This window comes from Mesorhizobium sp. M8A.F.Ca.ET.165.01.1.1 (genome assembly GCF_004792065.1).
Taxonomy (GTDB): domain Bacteria; phylum Pseudomonadota; class Alphaproteobacteria; order Rhizobiales; family Rhizobiaceae; genus Mesorhizobium.
Window position 1 is genome coordinate 78,894 of the sequence record NZ_SRTH01000007.1, and the last position, 15,359, is coordinate 94,252.

At 63.1% G+C, this 15,359-nt stretch carries 16 protein-coding genes; 8 read left to right on the plus strand and 8 right to left on the minus strand.

What is annotated here, in order from left to right; translation table 11 throughout:
- Positions 1–73: 73 nt before the first annotated feature.
- The 5 genes from EN808_RS19850 (at position 74) to EN808_RS19870 (ending at position 4,796) form a co-directional block, all read left to right on the plus strand.
- Complete coding sequence (locus tag EN808_RS19850; RefSeq protein WP_135916676.1) at positions 74–751, plus strand: M15 family metallopeptidase; 678 nt, start codon at positions 74–76, stop codon at positions 749–751.
- A 211-nt stretch (positions 752–962) separates the two neighbouring features.
- Positions 963–1,991 (plus strand): sulfate ABC transporter substrate-binding protein, encoded by a 1,029-nt coding sequence (locus EN808_RS19855; protein WP_127278932.1) that lies wholly within the window; start codon positions 963–965, stop codon positions 1,989–1,991.
- A 23-nt stretch (positions 1,992–2,014) separates the two neighbouring features.
- On the plus strand, positions 2,015–2,866 hold the full coding sequence (cysT, locus tag EN808_RS19860; RefSeq protein ID WP_135881967.1) for a sulfate ABC transporter permease subunit CysT: 852 nt from the start codon (positions 2,015–2,017) through the stop codon (positions 2,864–2,866).
- Positions 2,859–3,743, plus strand: a complete 885-nt coding sequence (gene cysW / locus EN808_RS19865) for a sulfate ABC transporter permease subunit CysW (RefSeq protein WP_127873179.1) — start codon at positions 2,859–2,861, stop codon at positions 3,741–3,743. The genes cysT and cysW overlap by 8 nt, the downstream gene beginning before the upstream one ends.
- Positions 3,744–3,755: 12 nt before the next feature.
- Positions 3,756–4,796: a sulfate/molybdate ABC transporter ATP-binding protein gene (locus tag EN808_RS19870; RefSeq protein WP_127280599.1), complete on the plus strand. Its 1,041-nt coding sequence runs from the start codon at positions 3,756–3,758 to the stop codon at positions 4,794–4,796.
- Positions 4,797–4,849: 53 nt separating this feature from the next.
- On the opposite strand, the gene EN808_RS19875 is transcribed toward EN808_RS19870, so the two are convergent.
- Both EN808_RS19875 and EN808_RS19880 read right to left on the minus strand, forming a co-directional pair.
- Positions 4,850–5,326 carry a GNAT family N-acetyltransferase gene (locus EN808_RS19875; RefSeq protein ID WP_135916802.1) on the minus strand — a complete coding sequence of 159 codons (477 nt, stop codon included), beginning with the start codon at positions 5,324–5,326 and terminating at the stop codon, positions 4,850–4,852.
- Positions 5,326–5,607 (minus strand): DUF1778 domain-containing protein, encoded by a 282-nt coding sequence (locus EN808_RS19880; RefSeq protein ID WP_135916677.1) that lies wholly within the window; start codon positions 5,605–5,607, stop codon positions 5,326–5,328. The genes EN808_RS19875 and EN808_RS19880 overlap by 1 nt, the downstream gene beginning before the upstream one ends.
- A gap of 236 nt (positions 5,608–5,843) precedes the next feature.
- Here EN808_RS19880 and EN808_RS19885 point away from each other — a divergent pair, with 236 nt between their 5' ends.
- From EN808_RS19885 to EN808_RS19895, 3 genes are all read left to right on the plus strand, one after another.
- Positions 5,844–6,827: a sulfate ABC transporter substrate-binding protein gene (locus EN808_RS19885; protein ID WP_135916678.1), complete on the plus strand. Its 984-nt coding sequence runs from the start codon at positions 5,844–5,846 to the stop codon at positions 6,825–6,827.
- Between the two features lie 250 nt (positions 6,828–7,077).
- A complete protein-coding gene (locus tag EN808_RS19890; protein ID WP_023769580.1) occupies positions 7,078–7,527 on the plus strand; it encodes an Rrf2 family transcriptional regulator in 450 nt (149 codons plus the stop codon).
- A gap of 10 nt (positions 7,528–7,537) precedes the next feature.
- Entirely contained in the window at positions 7,538–8,689 is a 1,152-nt protein-coding gene (locus EN808_RS19895) for a hypothetical protein (RefSeq protein WP_135916679.1), read from the plus strand.
- Here the strand turns inward: EN808_RS19895 and EN808_RS19900 are convergent.
- From EN808_RS19900 to EN808_RS19925, 6 genes are all read right to left on the minus strand, one after another.
- The gene (locus EN808_RS19900) at positions 8,684–9,232 is read right to left on the minus strand and encodes a gluconokinase (protein WP_135916680.1); all 549 of its coding nucleotides are present in this window, start codon (positions 9,230–9,232) and stop codon (positions 8,684–8,686) included. The genes EN808_RS19895 and EN808_RS19900 overlap by 6 nt on opposite strands.
- Before the next feature lie 2 nt (positions 9,233–9,234).
- A complete protein-coding gene (locus EN808_RS19905; protein WP_127873182.1) occupies positions 9,235–10,221 on the minus strand; it encodes an ABC transporter permease in 987 nt (328 codons plus the stop codon).
- Positions 10,218–11,198, minus strand: coding sequence for an ABC transporter permease (locus EN808_RS19910; protein ID WP_127280764.1), 981 nt, complete (start codon positions 11,196–11,198; stop codon positions 10,218–10,220). The genes EN808_RS19905 and EN808_RS19910 overlap by 4 nt, the downstream gene beginning before the upstream one ends.
- A complete protein-coding gene (locus EN808_RS19915) occupies positions 11,195–12,742 on the minus strand; it encodes a sugar ABC transporter ATP-binding protein (RefSeq protein WP_135916681.1) in 1,548 nt (515 codons plus the stop codon). The genes EN808_RS19910 and EN808_RS19915 overlap by 4 nt, the downstream gene beginning before the upstream one ends.
- 78 nt (positions 12,743–12,820) lie before the next feature.
- Positions 12,821–13,948: a sugar ABC transporter substrate-binding protein gene (locus EN808_RS19920; protein ID WP_127873185.1), complete on the minus strand. Its 1,128-nt coding sequence runs from the start codon at positions 13,946–13,948 to the stop codon at positions 12,821–12,823.
- 290 nt (positions 13,949–14,238) lie between these two features.
- Positions 14,239–15,267, minus strand: coding sequence for a LacI family DNA-binding transcriptional regulator (locus EN808_RS19925; RefSeq protein ID WP_135916682.1), 1,029 nt, complete (start codon positions 15,265–15,267; stop codon positions 14,239–14,241).
- Positions 15,268–15,359: the final 92 nt, after the last annotated feature.

The window sequence follows — 15,359 nt, forward strand, 5'->3', positions numbered from 1 at the left end:
GGTAGTTCGCCTGATGCTCGGTGCGAGGCGCATTGCTAGATTGAGGGTAACGTTGGCTGCGGCAGCGCTCGGTATGGCAATCCCTTTCTCTGCCTGCGCCGACCCCCTTCCCGCCGGCTTCGTCCCCCTCTCCGATATCGCCCCCTCCATCCGCCAGGACATTCGCTACGCCGGCTCCGACAATTTCCTGCACCGCAAGGTGAACGGCTACGACGCACCTGTCTGCATTCTCACCGAGGAGGCGGCGGAGGCACTCTCCAGCGTTCAGAAGATGATGACCGCCAGGGGCATGACGCTGATCGTGTTCGACTGCTATCGCCCTGCCCGCTCCGTGGCCGACATAGGCGATTGGACGACCGCGGGCGGGCCGCCGGACCCGCAATGGTATCCGAAGGTCAAGCGCCGCGACCTCATCGCCGAGGGCTATGTCGCCCGCCAGTCGGCACATTCGCGCGGCTCGACCGTCGATATCGCCATCGCGCCGGCCGACAGGATGTCCGTGCCGAAACCGGCCTGCGGCGCGGTCGATGCCAACACCCTCGATTTCGGCACCGGCTTCGACTGCTTCGACCGGACGAGTGAGACCGCGCATCGCCCGCTCGGCGCCGAAGCGGCGGCAAACCGCAAGCTCCTTGTCGATGCCATGCGTGCGGGAGGTTTCAGGAACTACGCGCGAGAATGGTGGCATTTTACGCTCGACCAAGAGCCATTTCAAAAGCAGCGCTTCGATTTCCCGGTGACCGCCGAGTAACCCGCCCAGAGCAGACTTGCCCGGCAACTGCGCGTCCCTAGATAGGCCACAGGGCGGACCGACTCCGGCGCGGAGCAACCGCGAGGAAAATATTTCTCATAGCCGCGGCAGAACGCCGGAGATTTTCTCCAGGGAGGCAAAAAAGGCAACATTCAATGCATCTAATTTCTATAATTTCGGTAGATTTGGCGCGGGTTCAACGGAGGCAGAAATGACCAAACCTCATTTCAGGAAACTGCTCGGCGCACTGGTCGCCACATCTGTCCAGTTCGGCACGCTCGGTTTCGCGTTTGCCGACACCACCATTCTCAACGTGTCCTACGATCCGACGCGCGAGCTCTACAAGGCTTATGACGAGGCCTTCGCCGCGCATTGGAAGACAGAAACCGGCGAGACGGTGACGATCCAGCAGTCACATGGCGGATCGGGCGCCCAGGCCCGCGCCGTGATCGACGGCCTCGACGCCGATGTGGTGACGCTGGCTCTCGAAGGCGACATCAATGCCATCGTCTCCAAATCGAAAAAGATCAATCCCGATTGGCGCAAGAAATTCGAAAACAATTCAGCGCCTTACACCTCGACCATCATCTTCCTTGTCCGCAAGGGCAATCCCAAGGGCATCCACGACTGGAACGACCTCGTCAAGGACGGCGTCCAGGTGATCACGCCCAACCCCAAGACGTCGGGCGGCGCGCGTTGGAACTATCTCGCGGCCTGGGCCTATGCCAACGCCAATGATGGCGGCGACGAAGCCAAGACCAAGGAATTCGTCGGCAAGCTCTATGCCAATGCTCCCGTGCTCGACACCGGTGCGCGCGGCTCGACAGTGACCTTCGCGCAAAAAGGCCTTGGCGACGTGCTGATCGCCTGGGAAAACGATGCCTATCTGGCGCTCGACGAGTTTGGCGCCGACAATTTCGACATCGTCTATCCGCCGACCTCGATCCTGGCCGAGCCGCCGGTGGCCGTGGTCGATGCCAATGTCGACGCCAAGGGCACGCGCAAGGTGGCCGAGGCCTATCTGAGCTACCTCTATTCCAAGGAAGGCCAGACCATCATCGCCAAGAACCATTACCGGCCGTCCAAGCCCGAACTGGTTCCGCCCGAGGATCTCGCCAAGCTGCCGCCTATCAAGCTGATCACCATCGACGACCCGCTTTTCGGTGGTTGGAAGAAGGCACAGCCTTATCATTTCGGCGACGGTGGTATATTCGACCAGATCTACAAACCGGCCCAGTGAGCTAAAACCTAGATCAGGACGATATGACCACAGCACCCGCGCAGGCGGGGTGGCGGTTCAGACAGCCGAGCGTCATTCCGGGTTTCGGATTGACGCTCGGCTTCTCGCTTGCCTACCTCACCCTCATCATCCTCATACCGCTATCCGGGCTGATCTGGCGTTCGGCCGCTCTCGGCTGGATCGATTTCTGGGCCATCGCCACCGATCGCCGCACCCTCAACGCACTTGAAATCAGCTTCGGCACCGCCTTCATCGCGGCTGTCGTCAATGTCGTTTTCGGCACGCTCGTCGCCTGGGTGCTGGTGCGTTACCGCTTTCCCGGCCGCCGCATCGTCGATGCCATGGTCGACCTGCCATTCGCGCTGCCGACGGCGGTGGCCGGCATCGCGCTGACCACGCTCTACGCGCCGAACGGCTGGATCGGCAAATTGCTGATGCCGCTCGGCATCAAGGTCGCCTACACGCCGCTCGGCATCGTCATCGCGCTGGTCTTCATCGGCTTGCCCTTTGTCGTGCGCACCGTGCAGCCGATCATGGAGGAAATCGACAAGGAGGTGGAGGAAGCAGCCGCCACGCTTGGCGCCAGCCGCTTCCAGATCGTCACCCGCGTGCTCTTTCCGGGCCTGGCGCCGGCCATCATCACCGGCTTCTCGCTCGCCTTCGCGCGCGGCGTCGGCGAATACGGCTCGGTCATCTTCATCGCCGGCAACCTGCCCTACAAATCCGAGATCGCACCGCTTCTGATCGTCATCCGGCTGGAGGAATACAATTACCCAGCGGCGACCGCGATCGCGGCAATCATGCTGGCGCTGTCGTTCGTCATGCTGCTGGTCGTCAATCTGGTGCAGACATGGAGCCGCAAGCGCTATGGCTGATCCCGAGATCAAATCCTACGAACCGTATCACGAGAGCCGCTCGGCGGCGGTGACCGAAAGCCGCCCGGCGCAGGCCGTGCTGATGGCCATCGCTTTCGCTTTCCTCGGCATCTTCCTGCTTTTGCCGCTGATCATCGTCTTCCACGAGGCGCTGGCGAAAGGCGTCGGTGCCTATACGCAAGCACTGGGCGAACCGGACGCACGCTCGGCCATCCACCTGACACTGCTCGTCGCGGCGATCTCGGTGCCTCTCAATGTCGTCTTCGGCATCTCCGCCGCCTGGGCGATCGCCAAGTTCGAATTCAAGGGCAAGGCGTTTCTCACCACGCTGATCGACCTGCCCTTCTCGGTCTCGCCCGTCATTTCGGGTCTGGTCTACGTGCTTCTGTTCGGCGCCCAGGGGTTGCTCGGCGGGTGGCTGAAGGCACATGGCATCCAGATCTTGTTTGCCGTCCCGGGCATTGTGCTGGCCACCGTCTTCGTCACCTTCCCCTTCGTCGCCCGCGAATTGATCCCGCTGATGCAGGAACAGGGCAATGGCGACGAGGAGGCCGCCCTTTCGCTCGGCGCCAATGGCTGGCAGACCTTCTGGTTTGTGACCTTGCCCAACGTCAAATGGGGCCTGCTCTACGGCGTGCTTTTGTGCAATGCGCGCGCCATGGGCGAGTTCGGCGCGGTTTCGGTGGTGTCGGGCCACATACGCGGCCTGACCAACACCATGCCGCTGCATGTCGAAATCCTCTACAACGAGTACAACGCCGTCGGCGCTTTCGCCGTCGCCTCGCTGCTTGCCGGGCTGGCGCTCGTCACGCTGGTCTTGAAAACACTGCTCGAGATGCGATACGGCGCCGAACTCGCCGCGACGCGCGGACATTAGAAGGTTCATTGTATGGAAGTTCGCGTTGCCAACGTGCGCAAGGAATTCGAGCGGTTTCCGGCGCTTCACGACGTGTCGCTCGACATCAAGTCGGGCGAATTGATTGCGTTGCTGGGACCATCCGGCTCCGGCAAGACGACCTTGCTCAGACTGATCGCCGGGCTGGAGCGGCCGACACGCGGGAAAATCTTCTTTGGTGACGAGGACGCTTCGCAGAAATCGATCCAGGAACGCAATGTCGGCTTCGTCTTCCAGCACTACGCGCTGTTCCGTCATATGACGGTGGCTGACAATATCGGCTTCGGCCTCAAGGTGCGGCACGGACCGTCGCGGCCGCCAGCAGCGGAGATCCGCCGCCGTGCGTCTGAGCTTCTCGATCTCGTCCAGCTTTCAGGGCTGGAGAAGCGCTATCCCGCGCAGCTTTCGGGCGGCCAGCGCCAGCGCGTGGCGCTCGCCCGCGCCATGGCCATCGAACCCAAGGTGCTGCTGCTCGACGAGCCGTTCGGCGCGCTCGACGCGCAGGTGCGCCGGGAACTGCGCCGCTGGCTGCGGGAAATCCATGACGCCACCGGCCACACCACCGTCTTCGTCACCCACGATCAGGAAGAGGCGCTGGAACTGGCCGACCGTGTCGTGGTGATGAGCCAGGGCCGTATCGAGCAGGTCGGCACCGCCGACGACATCTACGACACGCCGAATTCGCCCTTCGTCTACGGCTTCATCGGCGAATCGAGCTCCCTTCCGGTCAAGGTCGAGAATGGCGAGATCTGGCTGGCCGACCGTCCAATCGGATTGTCGGCGCCGCACGCGTCCGAGGGCGATGCGATGCTTTACTTCCGTCCGCATGATGTCGAACTGCTGGACGGCTGCAGCGGCTGCATCGCCGGCACCGTGGCGGCCAGCCGCCGCGTCGCCGGCACAAGGCGCGTCGAACTTGAAATCGGCGGCGAACGCCAGCGGGTCGAGATTGAGCTGCCGGTCGACCATCCGGCAGCGCAGAAGAGCCGCGTGGCGTTCCGCCCGGGGCGCTGGAAGCTGTTCCCGGCTGCATAGCGATCGGACCACGGTGAATCCGCCCCAGGGATGTCCCGGTCGCTGGCGGTCTTTCACCTGGCCTTCAACGACAACACCAGGGTCATCGGGTTTTTCGGGGAGGCCGCAAAGCCGTAGTGCTCGTAAAAGGCTTTCGCTTCATCCGATATGGCATGAACAAAAATTCCGCGAATACCGAGGATCGTCGCGGCTTGACCGGCGCGCAGGACGGCATCTTGCAGAAGCGCCGCGCCCAGCCCCTTCCCTTGCCAGCTTCCATCCACCGCGAGACGCCCGAGCACGACCATCGGAATGGGATCTGGCATGTTGCGGCGAACAATGCCGGGCGCTTCCGCCAGATCAAGCCCGCCCGAAGACAAGCAGTAGTAGCCGACAACGCGTGTGCCTTCCGCCACCACATAAGTACGCGATGCGCCACTGACCTGGTTGGCCCGTGCCCTGCGGCGAAGCCATTGGTCGAGACTTTCTGTTCCGCTTTGGAAAAGGCCGAGATCGTGGTTTTCTGCCAGGGGCGTGGGCGCCGATAGCATCAGTCCCGCCATGGCTTGGGCACGTTCATGAGGCGCCCAAAACCTTCCCCGCTCGGCGGTTTATCGAGGATGTCGAGATAATGCCGGTAACTCTCCGGATCCACCTTGATCAGGGTCTGGTCGAGTAGCGTGTCCTCGGCCGCACGATAGGCGGCGTCGATCATGAAGTCGGAGCGGGTTTTCCCACGTATTTTCGCGGCGCGGTCGATCAGTATGCGCATATCCTCTCGGATGCGCAGATTGACAGGCTTGGCGTGGGTTTCGGGCGCGGCTTTCGTCATGGAAGACTCCTTTCCGCCACCATAACATTGCGCATACACAATGTGTATCTATTTGTGGCTTTTATCAGAAACAGGCTGAAGAGGACCGACCTCAAAAGGTGAAAGAAAAAACTACGATATGTCTGTTTGGGAAACAGTTTTCTAGCAACACTGGTCTAGTCCTGAATCCATGCCTCGCCGCTCCTTCGCGCCCCGGCTATGGTCTGGCAATAGAGCATTACATCCGGAGCCTTTTCATGAAGCGATTTTTCCTCGGCGTTGCCGCCGCCGGTCTCCTCCTCGCATCCTCCCAAGCCTGGTCGGCCGACAAGCTGCTGAACGCCTCCTATGACGTCGGCCGCGAACTGTTCGTGCAGGTCAACAAGGCCTTCATATCAGAGCATCCGGGCGTCACCGTCGACCAGTCGCATGCCGGCACTTCGGCGCAGGCGCGCGCCATCGCCGAGGGCCTCGGCGCCGATGTCGTCACCTTCAACCAGGTCACCGACGTCGACTTCCTGGTCAAGAAGGGCCTTGTCTCCGCCGACTGGCAGAAGGACTTTCCCGACAATGCCTCGCCCTTCTATTCGCTGCCGTCGTTTCTCGTCCGTGCCGGCAACCCCAAGCACATCAAGGACTGGAACGATCTCGTGCGCGACGACGTGCAGGTGATCTTCCCCAACCCGAAAACGTCGGGCAATGCGCGCTACACCTATCTCGCGGCCACCGCCTACGCCAAGGAAGCCTTCAAGGGCGACGACGCCAAGGTGAAGGAGTTCATCACCAAGCTGTTCAACAACGTGCCGATCTTCGACACAGGCGGGCGCGCCGCCACCACCACCTTCGTGCAGCGCGAGATCGGCGACGTGCTGATCACCTTCGAATCCGAGACGCGCGGCATCCGCAAGGAATATGGCGACGACAAATTCGAGCAGGTCACGCCTTCGGTCAGCCTTCTGGCGGAGTTCCCGGTAGCGATCGTCGACAAGGTCGCCGACGAGCACGGCACGCGCGATCTGGCCAAGAGCTATCTCGACTTTCTCTATACGCCCGAGGGCCAGGGCATCGCCGCCGACAACGGCTTGCGCGCACGCGACGCGGCTGTCGCGGCCAAATACAAGGCCGATTTTCCGGATGTGCGCCTGCTGACGGTGGAAAACGTCTTCGGCGGTTGGGACAAGGTCCAAAAGGAGCATTTCGCCGCCGGCGGCCTGCTCGACCAGGCTTATGGCAGCCGCTAAAATCTCCGCGGACCGATAGAGCAATCAGAAAAGCCGGCCGTGGGCCGGCTTTTCTCGTTTATGCAGTCGATAGCGCAAAGCGGCGCCCTTCGTGCAAAACGTTACAAAGAATCAACGCGTTTGTGCCTAACATGCGTTCCAATGGCTTTGTTTTCGCGAAACGGCGGCGTGCGGAAGCAATGCCGTCATCATTTGCACACAAACAGCCGCCAGATGCGGGGTGGTTGGGGCTTCAACGGGTTATCAGGGCATGCTGACGAAAAAAGGCAAATACGGCCTCAAGGCCCTCGTGCATCTTTCCAATCTTCCGGTTGGCCAACTGGCCTTCGTCAACGACATCGCCGTCGCCAACAACATCCCGAAGAAATTCCTCGATGCCATACTGGGCGAATTGCGCAACGCCGGCTTCGTCCAGAGCCGCAAGGGCAAGGAAGGCGGCTATCGCCTCGCCCGCCCGGCTTCCGAGATCAAGATCGGCCATGTCGTGCGCGTGCTCGACGGGCCGCTGGCGCCGATACCTTGCGCCAGCCGCACGCAGTATCAGCGCTGCGAGGATTGCGACGAGGCGACCTGCCAGGTCCGGCACATGATGCTGGAAGTGCGCCAGGCGATCGCCGAGGTGCTGGACAACCGTAGCCTCGCCGCCATGCGCGATGCCGATAATGACGATTTCCCGGTCGAGTTGACTTCACAAATCTAGAGCCGGGTGGATGAGGCTGTCGAGGTTTACGAAATCCCGAAAAGCCGCCCGCAAGCAGCCATCGGCAGCCAGCTTTCGCACCGAAATCATCGCCGACGTCTTTGTTCCCGAATATGCCGAGGACGTGCGCTTCTTCAGCCGCAAGCTGGCCAATCCCGGCAGGCTCCGCCGCTTCTCCACCAGGGATCTTCGCGAAAGCCTGATTACCCTCTTCTACCTCGCGGTCGCGGCAGCGCTGCCGGTGCGCTGGTGGTCGCCGATCTGCGATTGGGCGTCGAGGTTTCGCTTGAAGCGCCATATGCGCAAGGACTTCCGCGCCTATGCCGCCGCAACGCGCGCGGTGCTCGGCGACGGCATCGATGCGCGCAAGCTGTTCGAGGCAATGCTCACGGCGCGCCATCGCCGCCGCATGCAACTTGCCGCGCATCTGGTCGCCGGCCGTTGGACGCCGACGATCCGGCTGGAGGGCCTCGAAGGCTTGCAGGCAGCCTTGCAACGCGGCCACGGCGCGATCCTCTGGTGCGATCAGTTCACCGCCCAGACGATGATCGGCAAGCGCGCCATACACGAGGCCGGCATCGAAGCGCATCAGGTCAGCGTCAACACGCATGGCGTGTCCGAGACGGTGTTCGGCCAGCGCTTCCTCAACCCGCCAATGATTCATGTCGAGAACCGGTTCCTGAAAAGCCGAATCGTCTTCGACCGTGACGACGCCTATCAGGTCACCATCCGCATTCAGAAGATGCTGAAGCAGAACGGCGTCGTGCTGATGACCAACACCATCCACGCCGGCTCGACCTTCACCGAAACCGCACTGGGCGAAAGCGGCTGGACCCACCTTGCCTCGGCACCGGCGAATTTCGCCGCCCGAGGCAAGACGGCCCTGTTTGCCATGTCGACTTTCGAGGACGTGCCCTTCCGGCAATACCGGGCCGTCTTGAGCCCCGAACTGGTGCCGCCAGCACCGGCGCTCACGGCAGTGAACACAACCAGGGACGGAGCCAAGAACATGGCCCTGCAGGCACACTACATCCTGCTGAAACGCGACCGCTTGCTGGAGGCGCTGAAGCAGTGCCCCGAGCAGATGATGTCCTGGTCGCGCCATGAGCGGTTGACCGAAGCTCAGGACGGCATCGGCATCAGCGGAGAAGAAGGCTCATGAGCGGCGCATCGAGCGCAATGCCTGGGTGACGAGTTCGTCGACCGGCTGCGTCGCGTCGAGCGTCAATGCCCGCTCGTCTTGGCCCGGCGGCTCCAGGATGGCGAACTGGCTGTCGACCAGGCTTGCCGGCATGAAATGGCCCTTGCGATTGCCGACGCGCCGCCGCGCGGTGGCCGGATCGATCTCCAGATGGAGGAAGACGATATCGGGGCAAAAGCCGCGCAGCCGCTCGCGATAGCCGCGCTTCAGCGCCGAGCAGGCGGCGACCACACCTTGGCCGTTGCCGATCGACGCCGCGATCTGCTCGCCGATCGCGTCGAGCCAGCCCTCGCGCAGTTGATCGGTGAGCGGCTCGCCCCGCGCCATGCGGGCGACGTTTTCGGGCGGATGCAGCCTGTCGCCCTCGATAAAGACGGCACCCAGCGCGGCGGCCAGCGCGAGACCGAAGGCTGACTTGCCACAGCCGGCGACGCCCATCACCACGATAGCCGGAGGTGCCAAACCGGAAGCGCCCGTCGGCGCCTGCGCTGCCTTTTCGTCCACCGTCAGCGGCTCGCCGGCGCGCGGCCGTAGAGAAGGAGCATGGCGACGATGACGACGCCATAGATGATCTGCCGTCCCGCCTCGGGCATCTGCATGACCGACAGGATGGATTGCAGCAGCGTGATCAGGATCACGCCCGCGACCGTGCCGAGATAGGAGCCGCGCCCACCCAGGATCGAGGTGCCACCGAGCACGACGGCCGCGATCGACGGCAGCAGATAGGCATCCCCCATAGATTGCGCCGCCTTGGAGGCGTAACCCGCCAGCAGCACGCCGCCAAAGGCGGAGAGCCCGCCGGAGACGGCAAAGGCGATCATCACCACGCGTCTTGTGTCGATGCCGGAGAGATAGGCGGCGCGCTCGCGGTTGCCGATGCCATAGACCGCGCGGCCAAAACCGCTGCGGGTCAGCACGAACACCATCGCGGCCCCGATCAGCGCCCAGATGATGACCGCGTTGGGGACGCCCGGAATGGTGAAGCCGGTGGCCAGGTAGCGCATGGCGCCAGTGGCCGAATCCTGCGGCGAGAATCCCCCGGTGTAGACCACCATCAGCCCTTGCGCGACGGCGTTGGTGGCCAGCGTGATGATCATCGAGGGGATGCGCAGATAGGCGACGCCAATGCCGTTGACGACGCCGATCAGCACGCCACAGAAGATGCCGAACGGGATCGCCAGCGCCACGCCGGCCGGACCATAGGCCGCCGCCGCGCAGGCCATCATCGCGCCCGCCGCCACCGACCACGGCACCGACAGGTCGATCTGGCCGAGCAGGATGACCAGCATCATGCCGGTGGCAATGACGCCAAGGAACGAAGCCACCTTGAGCTGCTGCAAGAGATATTCAGGCGACAGGAAGCTGCGCGAATAGAGGCTGCCCACCAACAGCAGCACCACGATGCAGGCAAAGGCCGTCAGCACCGCCGGATCGGCGCGGCGGATGAATTTCGGCATGCGGCCGGCAATGCCGCCCAAGGTCGTCTCGCTCACAGGAACCACTCCAGCCGGTTGCGGACCCGAAACAGGGCGAAGGCGCCGAGGCTGACGGCGACCAGCAGGATAACGCCCTGGAACAGCGGCTGCCAGAGCGGATCGAAGTCGAAGACGAACAGAAGATCGCCGATCGTGCGGAAGGCCAGCGCGCCGAAGATGGCGCCGATGGCACTGCCCTTGCCACCGAACAAGGAGACGCCACCCAGCACCACGGCCGCGATCGAAAACAGCGTGTAGGCGTTGCCGCTGGCATAGGCTGCCTCCCCCGTATAGGTGAAGAAGGTGAGGAACAGCCCGCCGATCGCGGCCAGCAGGCCGGCCAGTGTGTAGGCGGCAAACTTGCCGCGACGGATCGGCACGCCAGACATGTAGGCAGCCGTTTCCGAAGAGCCGGCCGCGTAGGCGGCACGGCCGAGTACCGAACGGCTGAACGGCACCCAGATCAACAGCACGACCGCCAGCAGCACGACCAGGCTTGCCGGCACCAGATCGAAAAAACGTCCTGTCATGGCATCGGCCAGGTCCTCGTTGACCGAGCCGCCCGGGAATGGGCGCAGCAGGAGGCCCACTCCGTAATAGACCGCGCCGGTGGCGATGGTGGCGACGATCGGCTGCAGCCGCCCATAGATGACGATGGCGCCGTTGATGGCGCCGCACAGAAGGCCCGCCGCCAGCACGGCGATGACGCCGAGCGTGGTCTGCATCGGCGTGCCCACCACCAGCCAGGAGGCCAGGCAGTTGGTGAGCAGGAAGATCATGCCGACCGACAGGTCGATGCCGGAGGTGATGACGACCAGTGTCTGCGCCATGGCGACGAAGGCAAGCAGCACGCCCTTGTTCGCGGCCGTCTGCACGACATTGGCGGTGAAGCCCGCCGGATGGTTGGAGGTGTAGATGACGAACATGACGATGAAGATGCCGAGCGCCAGCAGCGTTCCGCGCTGCTCGGCCAGCCAGTAGCGCCAATCTTTCACGCTTCCGCTCCCAGGCCCACCGGGCTCTCCTCGCCATGGATGTTGAGCGCGCTCGATATCAGCGCCCGTTCGGTGATCTCGGCGCCGACCAACTCGCGCTTGACCGCCCCGTCATAGAGCACAAGCACGCGGTCGCAGCAGCCGATCAACTCGTCATAGTCGGTCGAATAGAACAGGATCGCCGCGCCCGCGTCCGCCAGCTTGCGCATCAGCTGATAGATTTCCTGCTTGGTGCCGACATCGATGCCGCGCGTCGGATCGTTGAGCAGGATGATGCGCGGCTGGCGCATCAGCCATTTGGCGATGACCACCTTCTGCTGGTTGCCGCCCGACAGCGCGCCGACCGGGATGTCGAGACCGGCCGTCTTGATCGCCAGCAGGCCGACCATGTCGTCGATCAGCCGCTGCTCGGTGGAGCGGTCGATGATACCCCCTTTCGACAGCCGGTCGAGCGCGGCGAAGGACAGGTTCTCGCGCACCGTCATCGGCAGCATCAGGCCTTCGGTCTTGCGGTCTTCAGGGATGAGCGCCATGCCGATGCCATCCTCGCGGGCCGCCGCCGGGCTGGTGATCGTCACCGGCTTGCCGTCGATCAGCACCTCGCCGGAGAGGCCACGCAGCACACCGAAGAAAGCAAGCAGCAGTTCGCGCTGGCCCTGGCCGTCGAGCCCCCCGAGGCCGACGACCTCTCCTGCCCTGACGGTCAGCGAGATGTTGTCCAACCGGTCGGCCCAGGACAATTTGCGCGCCTCGAGCCTGGGGGCGGCGTTGGCCGCTGCCGCTGGCGGCTTGGGCGGAAAAATATGGCTGTACTCGCGGCCGATCATCAGTTCGACCACCTCGTTGTCGCTCTTCGAGCCGGCCTTGTAGGTGGCGACGTTGCGTCCATTGCGGAACACCGTGCAATGATCGGCGAGTTCGGCGATTTCGTTCATGCGGTGCGAGATGTAGAGCAGCGCCAGCCCTTCCGAGCGCAGCCGCTTCAGCACAGCGAAAATCTTCGAGACGTCCGCAGCCGTCAGCGCCGATGTCGCCTCGTCGAGGATGAGGATACGTGGCTTGCGCGCCAAGGCCTTGGCGATCTCCACCATCTGCCGCCGCGACAGCGGCAGGTCCTTGACCAGCGCCAGCGGATGGATATCGGCGGCGCCCGCCCGCGCCAGCGCGTCCTCGGCTATGCGGCGCTGCGCCTTGCGATCGATCATGCCGAAGCGTTTGGGTGGATCCGAAATGACGATGTTGTCGGCAACGCTGAGTTCGGGGATCAGCGACAATTCCTGGAAGATGCAAACGATGCCGGCCTTGTTCGCCGCACCGGGCGAAGCAAAGGTCACTTCGCGCCCATCCAGCATCATGCGGCCTTCATCAGGCGCCACGACCCCGGCCATGACCTTGATCAGCGTCGACTTGCCGGCCCCGTTTTCACCGAGGATGGCATGGATGCTGCCGGCCTCGACCGTCAGCTCGGCCTTTTCCAGCGCCCGCACGCCGCCATAGCGCTTGGAAATGCCTTCCATGCGAAAGAGTGGAGCCGCACCGTCCATCAACCCTCCCAGGGGCAATCATGGGATTTCAGGGCTGGCGCCGCGGGTTGACCCGCGGCGCCGGCGATAGCAGTGAGCCTACTGGTTTTCCTTGGTCTGCCCCATGATTTCCTGGGCGCTGAAATTGATGCCGCAGGTTGGGAAGGAGTTGCCGACGAAGAAATTGTCGGACTGGTCGGGGAAGAAATCCTGGCCAGCCTTGAAGTTCGGATCCTCCACAATAGCCAGCGGCAGCTTCACCGATTGCGGCACGACATTGCCTTCGAGGGCCGCGATCGCCGTCTTGATTGCCACGGCCACCTGGGCGGGGCCGGTGCCTGCGGAAGAGCACTTCAAGCCGTCGCCGGCATGCGCGGCACAGAACTTGCGAAAGCCGTTCTCCGTCTCGCCGCCGAACGGAACGAATGGGTGCTTGGCATCCATCATCGCCTGCACGATGCCGGTGTCGCCGCCTTGCCCGGTGATGCCGTCGAACGGGCCGTTTGTGGCAATCGCGTCCGCCGTGGCTTTCTGGGCAACGCCGTCGTCCCATTTGCCGACCACCTCGGTGACTTCCCATTTCTTGCCCGAGCCGTCGAGGACCTCGTGGATGCCGGCATGACGGTCCGTGTCGACGGAGGTGCCGGCGACGCCGCGCACTTCGAGTACCTTTCCGCCGTTCGGGACATGCGAGACCAACCACTTGCCCCACAACGCGCCAAGGCCCTTCTGGTCGACATTGACGTTGATGGCATCCTTGGTGTCGAGGATGTTGTCGAAGGCGACCAGCACGACGCCGGCCTCCTTCGCACGCTTGATGACTGGTCCGAATGCGGTCGGGTTCTGCGCGTTGACGACGATGGCGTCAAAGCCGGAATCGATGAAATTGTTGATCGCGGAGATCTGCGCCGGGACGTCCTCGCCGGTCGACACAACTTTGAATTCCTTCAGCTTTTTGGCCACATCCGGCTGTGCCGCATACGCCTTGGCGGTCTGCACCATCTGGATGCGCCAGGTGTTGGCGATGTAGCCGTTGGCCAACGCAATGCGGTATGGTCCGGCCTTCTTGGGAAACTTGAAGAATTGCGTATCGGCTGCCCATGGGGCAAAGCAGTCCGGCTCGGCTGCCGGTCCCTTGACGATTTCCGGGCCTGCGGCCATCGCCGCTGAGCTCAACATGACGAATGCAGTGGCGGCAACGATGCCACCAACGAGTGACTTGATCATCGATATTCCTCCCAGTTGCAGTTCTGACTTGTTTGTTTAGCTGCAGTAGAATGACGTGTTCGCCCCAGCACCTCCCGCCCTGGCCGGCCGCGCACGTCAGGTGGCCAGCACCGACCTCTCCCTCCTCGTTGCTTCCTTAAGCTGCAACGAAAGTATCATATTATCAATAATAAACAAGGAAAATTCTGTCGCTTATGTATAATAAACAGCGATTAGACTTCATGCCGGTTCGAATGGTAGCGCTACCAAGAATGCCTGTAAAGGCTGATTTCAGCAGGGTCTAAACTGCTTCAGCGTGCCGTGCTCTCGCGCCGCTTGAGTTCGAAGCCTAGGTCGACGACACGCTCCTGCGGCCGATCACCGGCGATGGCCGCCAGCGCCATGGCGACAGCGCGCCTGCCGATTTCGTAGCGATGGGTGCGGATGCTGGTGATCGACGGAAATGCCACCTCCATCATGTCGAGATCGTTGAAGCCGACAATCCCGATGGTCTTCGGCACCTCGATCGAAGCGCGATGGCATTCAAACAGCACACCGAGCGCTATGTCGTCATTGTTGCAGAACACGCCGTCGAGCGTCGGCATCTTGGCAAGGGCGTCGCGGAACAATTCACGGCCAAGCGACACGCTGGAAAGCACCGGCGTGGTGGTGACCAGGCGCGGGTCGAACAGCCCGGCCCTCTCCATCGCCGCGTGGTAACCAGCCAGGCGCCGCTGCGAGCGCGGGTCCATGCGCGCGCCGAGGAAACCGATCCGGCGATACCCGGCCTCGATCAGGTGCTCGGTCGCGGTCCTGCCGCCGTCGAGATGCGAGAAGCCGACCATCATGTCCACGGGATCGGGTCCGGTCTCCATCACCTGAACGACCGGGCAACCGGCGTTCTCCAGCAGCTTTCGGGAGGCAGGCGTCTGGTCGATGCCGGCGACGATCAGCGCTGCCGGCCGCTGGGAGCCAAACAGCTGCAGCAGCCGCTCCTCTTCCAGCCCCGAATAATGCGTGTTGCCGAGCTGAATGCGGAAGGGGCTGTCCGACAGGCTGTCATAGATGCCGCGCACCACCTCCGCGAAGACGTTGTTGGTCAGCGAAGGCACCAGCACACCGAACACTTCCGCTCGCGCCGAGGCCAACGCGCGTGCGTTCGGGTCCGGCACATAGCCAAGCTCTTCGACGGCGGCCAGGATCTGGCGGCGCAGTTCCTCGGAAACGCGCTCCGGTTCGCGCAACGCGCGCGAAACGGTGATGGCGCCGACGCCTGCCTTGCGTGCCACATCCGATATGGTCGGGCGGCCACCGCCCCGGCGCGAGCGCGGCTTGATCAAGGCCTTGGCCCATGCGCATGGCCATCGAAGCGCGCCCGCAATGCGATATTTCCAGCTGTCGCCATCTCACCGGCCTGTTGCCGCACCCATCG

Excerpts from the sequence above, each read along its gene's own strand:
- EN808_RS19850 (WP_135916676.1), top strand. The coding sequence starts at position 74 with ATGGCAATCCCTTTCTCTGCCTGCGCCGACCCCCTTCCCGCCGGCTTC.
- EN808_RS19855 (WP_127278932.1), top strand. The coding sequence starts at position 963 with ATGACCAAACCTCATTTCAGGAAACTGCTCGGCGCACTGGTCGCCACA.
- cysT (WP_135881967.1), top strand. The coding sequence starts at position 2,015 with ATGACCACAGCACCCGCGCAGGCGGGGTGGCGGTTCAGACAGCCGAGC.
- cysW (WP_127873179.1), top strand. The coding sequence starts at position 2,859 with ATGGCTGATCCCGAGATCAAATCCTACGAACCGTATCACGAGAGCCGC.
- EN808_RS19870 (WP_127280599.1), top strand. The coding sequence starts at position 3,756 with ATGGAAGTTCGCGTTGCCAACGTGCGCAAGGAATTCGAGCGGTTTCCG.
- EN808_RS19875 (WP_135916802.1), bottom strand. The coding sequence starts at position 5,326 with ATGCTATCGGCGCCCACGCCCCTGGCAGAAAACCACGATCTCGGCCTT.
- EN808_RS19880 (WP_135916677.1), bottom strand. The coding sequence starts at position 5,607 with ATGACGAAAGCCGCGCCCGAAACCCACGCCAAGCCTGTCAATCTGCGC.
- EN808_RS19885 (WP_135916678.1), top strand. The coding sequence starts at position 5,844 with ATGAAGCGATTTTTCCTCGGCGTTGCCGCCGCCGGTCTCCTCCTCGCA.
- EN808_RS19890 (WP_023769580.1), top strand. The coding sequence starts at position 7,078 with ATGCTGACGAAAAAAGGCAAATACGGCCTCAAGGCCCTCGTGCATCTT.
- EN808_RS19895 (WP_135916679.1), top strand. The coding sequence starts at position 7,538 with ATGAGGCTGTCGAGGTTTACGAAATCCCGAAAAGCCGCCCGCAAGCAG.
- EN808_RS19915 (WP_135916681.1), bottom strand. The coding sequence starts at position 12,742 with ATGGACGGTGCGGCTCCACTCTTTCGCATGGAAGGCATTTCCAAGCGC.
- EN808_RS19920 (WP_127873185.1), bottom strand. The coding sequence starts at position 13,948 with ATGATCAAGTCACTCGTTGGTGGCATCGTTGCCGCCACTGCATTCGTC.